9 protein-coding genes are annotated in these 11,754 nt (G+C 45.7%); 5 read left to right on the top strand and 4 right to left on the bottom strand.

Annotated elements, in window-relative coordinates:
* The first annotated feature begins 177 nt into the window (after window positions 1-177).
* Both QUA53_RS24515 and QUA53_RS29355 read left to right on the top strand, forming a co-directional pair.
* Window positions 178-429 carry a hypothetical protein gene (locus QUA53_RS24515; protein WP_333100259.1) on the top strand — a complete coding sequence of 84 codons (252 nt, stop codon included), beginning with the start codon at window positions 178-180 and terminating at the stop codon, window positions 427-429.
* 87 nt (window positions 430-516) lie between these two features.
* Window positions 517-861, top strand: a complete 345-nt coding sequence (locus QUA53_RS29355; protein WP_445304984.1) for a transposase — start codon at window positions 517-519, stop codon at window positions 859-861.
* Window positions 862-983: 122 nt separating this feature from the next.
* Here QUA53_RS29355 and QUA53_RS24510 read toward each other — a convergent pair whose 3' ends face one another.
* The 3 genes from QUA53_RS24510 to hetZ all read right to left on the bottom strand — a co-directional run bounded on the left by QUA53_RS24510 (window position 984) and on the right by hetZ (window position 5,792).
* Window positions 984-3,347, bottom strand: a complete 2,364-nt coding sequence (locus QUA53_RS24510; protein ID WP_333100260.1) for a transglutaminaseTgpA domain-containing protein — start codon at window positions 3,345-3,347, stop codon at window positions 984-986.
* A 203-nt stretch (window positions 3,348-3,550) separates the two neighbouring features.
* Window positions 3,551-4,618 (bottom strand): hypothetical protein, encoded by a 1,068-nt coding sequence (locus QUA53_RS24505; protein WP_333100261.1) that lies wholly within the window; start codon window positions 4,616-4,618, stop codon window positions 3,551-3,553.
* Window positions 4,611-5,792, bottom strand: a complete 1,182-nt coding sequence (hetZ, locus tag QUA53_RS24500) for a heterocyst differentiation protein HetZ (protein WP_333100262.1) — start codon at window positions 5,790-5,792, stop codon at window positions 4,611-4,613. The genes QUA53_RS24505 and hetZ overlap by 8 nt, the downstream gene beginning before the upstream one ends.
* A 942-nt stretch (window positions 5,793-6,734) precedes the next feature.
* Here hetZ and QUA53_RS24495 point away from each other — a divergent pair.
* On the top strand, window positions 6,735-7,274 hold the full coding sequence (locus QUA53_RS24495; protein WP_190663350.1) for a Dps family protein: 540 nt from the start codon (window positions 6,735-6,737) through the stop codon (window positions 7,272-7,274).
* Between the two features lie 146 nt (window positions 7,275-7,420).
* Here the strand turns inward: QUA53_RS24495 and QUA53_RS24490 are convergent, their stop codons facing one another.
* A complete protein-coding gene (locus QUA53_RS24490; protein ID WP_333100263.1) occupies window positions 7,421-8,533 on the bottom strand; it encodes a glycosyltransferase family A protein in 1,113 nt (370 codons plus the stop codon).
* Between the two features lie 605 nt (window positions 8,534-9,138).
* Between QUA53_RS24490 and QUA53_RS24485 the strand changes: the two genes are divergently transcribed.
* Together QUA53_RS24485 and QUA53_RS24480 are read left to right on the top strand one after the other, a co-directional pair.
* Window positions 9,139-10,170 carry a glycosyltransferase family 2 protein gene (locus QUA53_RS24485; protein WP_333100264.1) on the top strand — a complete coding sequence of 344 codons (1,032 nt, stop codon included), beginning with the start codon at window positions 9,139-9,141 and terminating at the stop codon, window positions 10,168-10,170.
* A gap of 128 nt (window positions 10,171-10,298) precedes the next feature.
* Window positions 10,299-11,750 (top strand): NAD(P)/FAD-dependent oxidoreductase, encoded by a 1,452-nt coding sequence (locus QUA53_RS24480; protein ID WP_333100265.1) that lies wholly within the window; start codon window positions 10,299-10,301, stop codon window positions 11,748-11,750.
* The last annotated feature ends 4 nt before the right edge of the window (window positions 11,751-11,754 follow it).

The raw sequence follows: 11,754 nt of genomic DNA, 5'->3' as shown, positions 1-11,754 counted from the left end.
CTGCCATTTTTTCAGAGGGGTTTGAGAGCTATGTCCTTGATTTTATCAGGATTTTGACTCTGTTGTCACCCCGTCAGGGGAAAACCCCGATTCAGTCATTTAAATGATGCAGAAACGGAAGTGAGAGAATGCTTTAGCTCGTCATCCCAATGCTACTTTGAGCGAATTGTGTGAATTATGGGGATAGAAGACTGGAAAATCGGTGAGTCGGACCGCCTGTGTCGCCCCAAACAAAAATTAGGGCTCACTCGAAAAAAAACATGGTACAGTAGCCAAGCCGGAACAGAAAGAGTACAAAAACTAAAAGTTGAGTATTGGGAAAAACTCCGAAATATCGAGACCCAAAACAAGCATATTTTTAGACGAAACAGCCATGATGCGCTCGTTTGGTTAGAAGTCATGCCCATGCTCCTTTGGGGACAAGAATAGGAGAAATCAAACCATTTTATGGAGGAGCGTTCGTCCCAGCTATTCGCGCAATTAGTCTTAAGAAAGTGCTGGCATTAATGACCCTGAATGACTCAATGGACGGTCCAGCATTTTCTGTATTTATTAAGAAGTTTTTATGCCCTCAGTTGTGGCTCTTGTGCGGTAGTAGTAATGGATAATTTACCCGCCCATAAACTAACCTCAATCAATTCAATGATTGAAAGCGTAGGTGCAAGGCTTATTTGTTTATCCCCTTACTCTCGTGATTTTAATCCTCTTGAAATGTGGTGGTCGCAGCTTAAATCTTTTTTGCGAATGTTGTCTCCCAAGACCCCAGAGATGATTGGCAGGATCATAGGAGTTGCCCTTAATTTGATGAGTCCGAACCATTTAAGACATTGGTTCACTCATTGCTGCTACTGTACCTCATAGCATAGGAAAGTGCTGTAATATGGTGTCTTATTAAACCATCATTTTGCCTATTCAGGACGGCGAATGTCTGAGGGGTTTGGCCCATCAGACATTCGCCAACAGTTTCTTTCTATCGCCGATTTTTATCTTAACTTTTTGAGTTTCTTCAAGTGCGATCGCCTCAAATTTTCCACCAACTGCCGCAACTGCTTCAAATTACCCGCTTCGCCGCCATATTTCCACCGCACGTAAGCTTGCGAAACTTCATCAATCACCTCAGCTTCATCAGTTGCATGATTGCCGCGCATTGCCTCAGCATACTCCAAAGGCGTTTGAGCTTTCTGCTTGACAAATCCCCTACTCGCCAAATCCTTCAGCATTTCCTGATAAACCCCCTCCACCTGCGGCAACTTCGCCAGCCAGCGGCGGTGGCGCCACTTGCGCCACAGTTGCCAAATTAACCAGCCAATAAAGCCAAAGGCGATCGCAGCAATCAAGCCAGTAAATAACCCCACCCAGCCCTTAGCAAACTGTCCCAGAAACCAGCCCACAATCAAAGTTATCCAGCCAATTACAAAACCTATGACTGAATCGAGCCCGCTTCTGAGAGGAGTCGGTAGCCAACCCGCGATCCACTTCCAAAATGATTCGATCGCACTAAAAGTCTGGTTGTCTTCCACCGAAGCCGGAATCAGCGGATAACCGGGAATCGGATTAAAAGCAAACCAGCCATTATTGGGAAAATATACCTCCGTCATCAAGAAAGCATCGGTATTTTTCACAACGTAGTAACCAGTAAATGGGTTGAATTCTCCCGTATCGAAACCCCCCGCCAGTCGCGCCGGAATCCCGATCGACCTCAGCATAATTGTCAGTACCGTCGAAAAGTGGTCTGGATATCCACCTGTAACTTTTTTGCCATCCTGGGTATTTTTGTAACCAAACAGAAAACCTTCGACTAAATCTTCACCTTCCTCTAAGTAAGGCAAAGCTTTTTCTATTTTGTAATTAGGATTTTGCTTTAAATATTGAGCTAAGTACAAAGCTTTTTCGTAAGGAGAATCGATCGGTCTGTCTGACTGAGATACTCTAGTTCTTGCTGCCAATATTTCTTCAGTTTTTTCTCGCACCTTCTGGGCAATTTTAGGCGGCACATCCAAATAGAACTTGCGAATATTTTTCGGGTAATTAGTACCAGTTTTTCCTAACAAAGCTCGATCGCGAAAAGGCACATTTGAAATCACCGTATAAGTCACGCCCTCCGCTAATTCCAAAGGCGATCGCAAACCCCCCTCGGCATCAACCGCCACCTCTGTCGTCGGAAAATAAAGTTCCCTCGGCTTGTTTAAAGCCGGAATCAAATTCGGCAACTGAGCAACAATAGTATAACTTTGAATCACCTCTTGAGTGCGAGGCGCATTGGGAAAAGGATTCAGATAAAATTGATAAGACCAGCGAGGTCTATTCACCTTTTGAGCTTGTTCGTTGCGAGAAATTTCCCAACCCTGACCGGTGTATTTGTCGAATCCCAACACCCGCCAAAAACCCGCAGCCTGCGATCGCACGCGCATCACCACTTGGGGTTTCATTTCCCCCCGCAAATTTTGATTAATGCGCTGGTTGAAACCGTAATAAAAAGTAGAGTCTACCTCTCCTGGCCCAGAGTCTGGGTTTCTCCCCCTTCCTCCGCCAGTCCCTTTTTCATTTCCCCCTCTGACATACCCTGGATTCAGAATGCTGCGCGAGTCAAACTCCCCCTGATATTGAATAGGAGCACTCACCGGAAAAGTCCGCAACTGATAGCCAGGGAGGCGCGGCAAAAACGCAAAAATAGTCAGCCCCAACCCGACAGTTATCAGCAGCAGCCAACCAAAATACTTTGGGGATAAAGTAGCAGCAAATAGCGACAGGCTTTCATTTTTCCCTTTACCTTGTGCTTTTTCGCCAATGGATTCTGGCTTCACAAATCCCAAGCGCGATCGATAATCCAAAACCAAAGTCGGAAGCGCTAAAGCCAAAAACACCAACAACAGCGGCGCAAAAGTCAAGGTTTGGCTGAGAGTCGCTGCTACCCCTAACAAAATTAGCCCGATTACCATCGAGTAGCCTAAATCCTTGCGGCGAGGCAAATCGAAACTGTGCAGCACTTGAAGTTGGATTAACAGTTGCGCCAAAACTAACCGCGTATCATTCAATTCTCCCACCAAGCGGCTAAAAAAAGCGAACAGCGCCACCAGCATTCCAATAGCTATGCAGAACTTAGCAGCGACATTGCGATCGCGGCGGCGGTACCAACTCCAAGTTGCTCCCACAATACTAACAGGCACAGCCCACAGGTTCAGGGCTTCTTCAGCAGCAACGTCAGTAGCTACAATTCCCACAATTACCAACAACTGAACTAGGATTCGCAGCAGTAAAGAATCCTCAATCACCGGCGGAGGCATGGCCTCAATCTGCTCCCACAGCTTACCCAAAATAGGTATATTTCGCAGGTTATCAGTTGTCATGTGCACCCATCCAAGTCAACGAGCAGTAGATTGTAGATTGGAGATTTTAGATTTTAGATTGACTCCACCGATGAATCTGCGGGCTTTAACTAAGATCTAAAATTTTTGGCTTTCCACGACAGTAGTCGAGGAATTGCATTTGTTTTTGTGTGAGGTCAAACCAGCGAGTAAAAACCTAAATTATTTACTCTAATTAGACCTTTCTAGTTGCTATCTTGTCCGGTTAAAATTGGACGAATAGCAAACATCAAAGGTCTGGTCTCGAAGTTTTGGAATCGAACTTCTAGAGCATAAGTCTTGTTCGGTTGTGGATCAAACAACTCCACACTTAAATGCCCGGAATTCGGACGATGTGCAGTTGCTTCGGCATCTCCTCCCTTGAGTTCCAAACTTCCTGCCCCCGGAAATTGGCAGTCCACTCTTAAACACGGCATTTGCTGTTCTCTGTTGCGGTTCGACAGGTATTGAGCTTCCAGAGTTAGCGAACCCAAACCAGTCAGCCACTCCCGCGAAACAGGCGGCTGATTCACAGGACAATCCAAAGTTAGAGACTCAATGATTTCCCTCGCGGCCAACAGCGACAGCACCATTTGTTGATCGGTACTCGCGGCTTCGTAAGTCGGGAAATCTTCTAAATCTAGAAGTCCCCGCAAAGAACCTCGAAGCACTAAACCAGCTAACTCGTTGAGTTCGTGAGACTGGCCCGGAAACAAGCTATCTACAGCGCGAACTAACTTCGATCCCTGCCGCAGCGACGACATTACCAGTTCCTGACAAGGTTCTAGCAGTTGAGCAAAAACCCCTTGGGCGATCGGAATTGGCAGGCGGCCCCACCTGATATTTTGTAGTTGGGGAGTCCAGAGGTGTAGGGGAGGAACCCATTGCGGGGCTACATCGTCTGGGTAATCGTGGTCGTAGCTTTTGAATTCTGTTTCCCAGGGGAACAGCGGCGGGTTAGATTCAATTTCGGCTCTAAGCCTTTCTTTTAACAAGGTCTGAAAACGGTCTTGCACGGTCGGTATTTCTCCAATTGTCTGCGGTTGTGCGGGTGCATTGCTGTGCGCCCCCACTTGATAGTCCAGCGGGTCTGGTTCGTCCCATTCCCAGTATTCCACCCCGGAATTGTCTTCTGTGTCGCCCCACTCTTCTGAGCGAGGGGATGGATAGAGGTTTTCCTCATCTTCGTTAGAGGTATTCGCCGGCGCCTGCAATATCCAGTCTAAAAAATGGCGATCGAAAGCCTCTGCATCCCTGTTCGTTTCGTTATTCATCACTAGATGCCCCTTCTCCGGAATCTGAACGATTTCGCAATTCCCAGGCAAGTTCCAGCAATTTAAACCACCGTTTCTGTACCTGGGCTACCGTGCTGCCGAGGCTTTGCGCGATCGCTGACTCTGACAGACCTTGTTGTTTCAACTTTAGCAAACGCTGTCCCTCTGGACCAATTTGCTCGCCAAACGCCTGCCACTGAGAAGGCAGCAAACCCAAATTGCGGTCTAAGTCTGCTTCAAGCCACTGGTGAACGAGTTCCCAGCGGTGCGACATGGCGAACCTGAGCAAATGGTACTTGAAGCGCTGCTGCAAATAGTCTCTTTGGCGGGGAGTTATGCCCAGAAGCGACTCTATTTCATTAGTCGGCAAGTCTTGCAAGCGCAGCACGAAGTAATCGGCGCAGTCTTGTTGGTTGCGCTCTTTCAAGTAACCCACTAATTCGTCAATCACATTTTGCCGCAGAGATTCTGACTCGTCACCTAGGGGACGAATTGCCGCCGAACCCTGTCCGGCCATCGCTTCCCGCACTGAGTGCACCGAGGTGTCGTTCCAAGTTTGGTCGGAATCTGAAGCCCCTCCGTCGGCGGCTTGTTCCATATCTACGGAGGTTTCTTTGGGCTGCTGCTGGGAAAAGGTTTGGGCCCGTAAAATAATTAGTTGCTGGCTCCGGTTCCGAGGTAAAGGAATGCGCCGCTTGCCGAAGCGCTCTACAAAGGCCATGTACTCTGCTAGTTCTAAGCGAGTGCGGGGACTGTAGGTGGGTGGCAGTTGGGTTTCGCGCCGGAATGCCTTTAAAGCTTCGAGATAAAATCCTTGCAAAAAATCTTTGATCAGTTCTACTCGCGCCTGATAGCTAGACTGCACCTGGGGAGGGGTGATGTAGCGATAGACGATCGCGCTGAGGGTACTGTGCAATTCTACTCGCCCGGGCCCGGAGCCTAAATTGTAATAGTGGAGGCATTGTTGCAAGCGGTGCTGAGCGAGGGTCTGGGCTGAACCTTCTATATCTCCGGAGGCTTGAATCCGCTGGCTTTCAGTGCATATCCTGTTGACTTCTGCTGCGAGTCGCCCTGCTACATCTTGGCAGTTCTGCTCTGACGCGCGAGTGGACTTTTTAAGTTCGTCTAACAGCAGTTGAAATATGGTTTCCACGCTCTGGCAGATTTCCCGCATGATGGTTTACAGCTAACAATGAAATTAGCACAGTTAGTAAAAGTATGGATAAATCTTTCCTACCGCTACTTTACCCCGTATTCCCCAGATAGGACAAACTGCAATGCCTTCGAGCTCCTCCTTCGCGTAAACACAGAGGACTGGTTTTTTTATCTCTCCTGGAGGCGCCATCCGTTAAGAACCAGGTTTCAACAGTTGCCATAACGATGGTTCATCAGAGTGTCGGGTTTGACAAAGCCTTCATGGGGGCCCAAAACGCTACACTGCCGTTGATACCTTCGGCTTAGTGCTGTGGTGGTCACAGCAGCGTAAGTGTTCCTGAAGGTGAAGCGAGCACCCAACTTCTCCCGGCGGTCTACTAGATGGGGCGAAGGGTTTCACGGCTGTATTTGATTTGGGTCTTCGGCCACTTTTGCCATAAAGTTTAGACGGCGATCGCCCCTCTGTTTCTTGGCAGCATCCTTGAGCGTCTATCTAACGGTTTGACTCAATATCCTTTCTAGCATCACAATCACAGAGGTCAGCACTGCTCATGTCAGAAAATCTGTTTCCTAGCCTTCTAGGATAACTGGGGTATATTTAATTCCAAGTCCCCTATGTCGTCATTTAAAGCAGCCCACACAATTAAGTGTGTGAGATGTTGGTTAACTAAGACGTAAATTCCTTGATTTTTACTAACAACCAGAGGGCAGCCTTTTTATATAGCGGGATCGAGCGGGGGCTCACCTGCCGCCCAATCGGTGCGATCGCCAAACAAAGGCGCTTGGGAACAATAAGTTTGATTGCATCTATCTAAGGGTATCAATATTGCAATTACTGTAACCTGAAAAGCAGATATTTTACTAAAGTGCGATTGTCTTCGATCGTCCTCTGGGTTGATGTAAGTTGCTGGCGTAATTTGTTCTAATAAATGTAAAGTTAGAGCTGAAGGAAAAATTTTCAATGCGTAAGTTAAACATAGGCTTATCGGACGAGCAGCGTGCAGGCGTTATCGAACTATTGAATCACGACCTGGCAGATGCTTATCTGCTGTTAATCAAAACCAAAAAGTATCACTGGGATGTAGTGGGCCCGCAGTTTAGATCGCTCCACCAGTTGTGGGAAGAACACTATCAGGCGTTAACAGTAAATATCGATGCTATGGCCGAACGGGTGAGAACTTTAGGTGGCTATCCAATTGGTACTGCTGAGGGTTTTCTGAAGTATGGCTCGATTAAAGAACATATCGGTGATTTGCCTTTGGCTACGGAAATGGTATCGCGTTTAGTTGACGACCACGAACTGATTATTCGCAATCTCCGCCAGCACGTCGAACAGTGCGGTGAAGAGTTTAAGGATGACGGAACTGCAGACTTTTTGACGGGTTTGATGGAACAGCACGAACAAATGGCTTGGATGTTGCGCTCGTTTATTGAAGGGGAATCCCTTGCGCCAGACGGCCAACAGCCACAAGCTCAAACTCCTACAGCTTCTCACGCTTAGAGAAATTAAGTAGGAGGAACAAGGAAAAAGGGAAAATTTATATTTTTTATTTAACCCTCTTTCCTGATTCTCGATCGACCAATCAGGCAGAATTAAACGCTCTCTAGCTTCCTCAAAAACCCGGTTTCTTCAAAAAACCGGGTTTTTTAATGTCGGGTTGATGTAGATTTTCTATTTTCTAAACTATGAAATCGCATTCTTTCGTATACCTGCGATGGCAACATTCTGTGAGCTTTCGTCCGCGTCTCAATCCTGGCCAGTGTCGTCCCTTCACTCGATTCTGATGCTTGTTTTAACTCTAACCTTGATTCAGTTAGCGGTGTAACTATTATTTTTAATATACTTTCTATTAAGAGCAGGTACAAATTGTGGCGCAAAAGTGCCATTAATAAATCTTCTTTGAAAGCTCGATACAGCCAAGATAATGTACTCCGGTGATTGCCGCTGCGGTTGCTTTTGACAGCTAAGTAAATGTAAAAATTGCTGCTAGACCACCGATAAATGCTGCTGGGAATGTCGGGATGTTGCTGCAGGATATCTGCCATAATTAAAGAATGAGATTTTGCCATTGCTGCATAGTTGCTAGACATACTGCTGGCAATCTGCCGATAGCCAACTAAGTATTCTGGTACGACTTTAAATTGATAATGTTCGGCTATGCGGAGGTGAAGTTCCCAGTCTTCGCAGCCTTGAGCGTTTTCTAGTTTAAGTTTGCCGTTGTAACCGCCGACTTTTGCAAAACAAACGCGGCGGATTAGAGATGAGCTGGCATTGCCTATAAAATATTTATAAATTAATGATGTGTAAACTTCTCCTTCGATGGTGGAGTTATAAAATCCACCTGTGAGCAAGTCTTTTTCATTTATATCAACCGACCAGGAATAGACAACTCCGACAGAGGGTGGTGAGAAAGTCAGGCATTTTACTTGTTTTTCTAGGTTTTGCGGATACCAAATATCATCGGCATCGATGGGAGCAATATATTCGCCTTTGGATTTTTCAATTGCTAGGTTGCGGGCGACGGCGACGCCGGCATTTGATTGGTGGAATAAGCTGAGCCTGCTATCTTTTTGAGCAAAAGATTGGACTATTTCGGCTGTTGTATCTGTAGAGCCGTCATCAACTACTAAAACTTCTATGTTTTGATAAGTTTGAGATAAAACAGACTCTAAGGTTTTAGCAATAAAATTGTCAGCGTTGAAAGCTGGTATGATGACTGAAACTAATGGCTGATTTAAAGTGTTTTGTGAGGAATTCATGTAATGTAAAAAATGGTTTAGGTAAAACTTTTGGTTCACAGGGAGCTGGCTAAGGGTATGTTAGCAAATTACCAAAGCTCGATCGTACAACGTCGGAAATTTTAAGACGTATATTTAAAATATATTGCCAAAACTCATAAAATGTGCATTGAGTCCGCAGTCGCGATCGAGACTTGGTGCAGGAGTATCTCGCGGATGAGGTCTCTAAAATAAATTGTACCGCGCAAGTCCTGACAGCTTCCGGGTGTCCGTATAAACGATGTTTGATTTTATACGGTGTGCTTACTTATAAAATCAAAGTCTTGTGCATTGCAACACAGCGGCATCAAAATGCTGCTGGGGCTTTTTCCCAAGTTTACACAAACAATGATATATTTAAAGATTTTGTAAAGCTGTTGTCTACCTCAGGTCAGTCTCAGCAAGATATGGCGTAAAATAGAGGTAAGAATGGGGAAAATCAAATCGAAAATACCAAAAAAAATCTAGTTGAAGACAAACAGAAATCGAGTTATAAATAAAAAAGTAGAGCTGATTTTACCCTTCGTAAAGTAGCACCAATAAAATTCCAGCAAATTTTAGCCCCTGCAATTTAAACAATTTAGGTAATGATTTCTACCGCCGACCCCACTGTATCCGTTATTATCCCAGTCCACAACGGGGGCGCTTACTTCCGCACCTGTTTGTCAAAACTGGCTCAAGCTGTGCCCAGGCCGATCGAGATTATTGTAGTAGCAGATGGCGAAAGCGACGGTTCTTGGCGTCTGGCCAAGGAATTCGGCGCCAAAGTCATCAGGATTCCCGAGTGCGGGGGGCCAGCGCGGGCAAGGAATTTGGGTGCCCAAGCTGCAAAGGGAGATATTCTATTTTTTGTGGATGCTGATGTCGCTGTTTGTCCAGAAGCCGTGGGCTATGCGATTTCGGTGTTCAAAAATAATCCTTACTTAGCTGCTTTCATTGGTTCTTACGACGATGCTCCTGGAGATCCTGATTTTCTATCGCAGTACAGGAATTTGCTGCATCACTACGTACACCAAACAGGTAACGAAGAAGCTTCGACTTTTTGGGGCGCTTGCGGAGTGATTCGCCGGGAAATTTTTTTGCAAATGGGTGGCTTTAATGAGAGTTACCGCCAAGCTTCGATCGAAGATATTGAGTTCGGCTACCGTTTGAAACAAGCAGGTTATAACATTCGGCTGTGCAAAACCTTGCAGGTGAAGCATTTAAAGCGGTGGAAACCTATGGGTATGGTGAAAGCTGACTTTTTCTACCGAGCACTGCCTTGGACAGAACTGATTTGGCGCGATCGCAAATTGAATAACGACCTCAACTTGCAAGTTTCAAACCGCATCAGCGTGATTTTAACTTATGCAGTCCTGCTGGCAATTTTGGGAACCTGCTGGTCGCTGAGCTTTTTGCTACTGGCTGGTTTGCTGGCTATACCACTGGTAGCAATTAATGCACCACTTTACAGATTTTTTCACCGTAAACACGGTATCCTATTTGCCCTGAAAACTATTCCGTGGCACTGGCTTTTCTATTTTTACAGCGGACTGGCATTCGCGATCGGGACAGGTCGCTACTTATACCAAAAAAAGCCTGTGACTGGGAAAGTTAGGTTGCCGGTATCGGCTCAATAAATTAAGGCAAATTGTACTTAAACATCAAATCGATCGAGAGTTTCTCAGGGTATTCACGGGTGCATCTATCCCTTTGACAAGTTATAAATAACTGTATAGTTTTGATAAAAAAGCTGGAGGTAGGCTGAGTGAAACATTATCCTGTTGCGATCGTCGGTGCAGGTCCTGCGGGCTTGACTGCTGCCTACGAGCTAGTCAAGCAAGGCATTATCCCTGTTGTACTAGAAAAAGGTGATAAAGTTGGGGGAATAGCTCGCACCGAAAGCTACAAAGGCTATCGTTTCGACATTGGCGGCCACCGCTTTTATACTAAAGTTGAAGCCGTGCAGCAGTTGTGGCAAGAGGTGCTGGGAAATGAGTTTATTAAAGTGCCGCGATTGTCGCGAATTTTTTATCAAGGTAAATTTTTTAACTATCCTATCAGTGCCTTCAATACTCTCTTTAATTTGGGCATAATTGAGAGTACGCTGATTATTTTGAGTTATCTGAAAGTGAGAATTTGGCCGCTTCGGGAAGAAAAAACTTTTGAACAGTGGGTGATCAATCGTTTTGGCGAACGCTTGTATAAAACATTTTTTAAGACTTACACTGAAAAAGTTTGGGGCATTCCTTGTTCGGAAATTCAAGCAGATTGGGCGGCGCAGCGGATTAAAGGATTGTCGCTGACGACAGCAATTATTAATGCTTTGTTTGGCAGCAACGACACTAAAACATTAATCAAAGAGTTTGATTATCCGGCTTTGGGGCCGGGGATGATGTGGGAAAAGTTCGCGGAAGCTGTGGAGAATAAAGACGGCAAAGTTTATCTCGATACTAAAGTCATTAGCTTTGAGCGTGAAGGTAATAAGATTAAAAGTATTACTGCGGAGCAAAACGGAGAAGTAGTTCAATATTCGGCGGATAATTTCATTACGAGTATGCCGATATCGGCACTGGTAGCAAGACTGAAACCGCAGCCGCCAGAAGAGGTATTGCACGCCGCGCGATCGCTCAAATATCGAGATTTTTTGATTGTATCGCTGATTGTCAATCGCAAGGATTTGTTTCCTGACAACTGGATTTACATTCACTCCCCCGAAGTCAAAGTTGGACGAATTCAAAACTTTAAGAATTGGAGTGCCGCTTTAGTTCCCGACGCCAGCAAAAGTTGTTTAGGAATGGAATATTTCTGTAGCGTAGGCGACGACGTTTGGGAAATGTCGGATGCGGAACTTATCGAATTAGCAACTCGCGAGTTGGTTGGTTTGGGTTTAGCAACAACTGCCGAGGTGGAAGATGGAGTTGTCATACGCCAACCCAAAGCTTATCCAGTCTATGATGGCGAATATCGAGGACACTTGCAGGTACTTGAAGGTTTTGTGAAGGGAATTGAGAATTTGCAGACGATCGGGCGAAACGGTATGCACCGATACAACAACCAAGACCATTCCATGCTGACGGGAATGCTGGCTGTGAGAAATATTCTCGGCGAAAAGCACGATTTGTGGGATGTGAATACTGAGCGATCGTACTATGAAGATTTTAGTGTCGATCGATCAAAAGAAAAAAAAGATTCGTCTTTAATCTCGCAATCAACCTGATTTG

Origin of the sequence: Microcoleus sp. Pol12B3 (genome assembly GCF_036701355.1) — a bacterium.
Taxonomy (GTDB): Bacteria; Cyanobacteriota; Cyanobacteriia; order Cyanobacteriales; family Microcoleaceae; genus Microcoleus.
The sequence above is the reverse complement of the archived record's forward strand: the minus strand, read 5'-3'. Positions and strand labels throughout refer to the sequence as shown.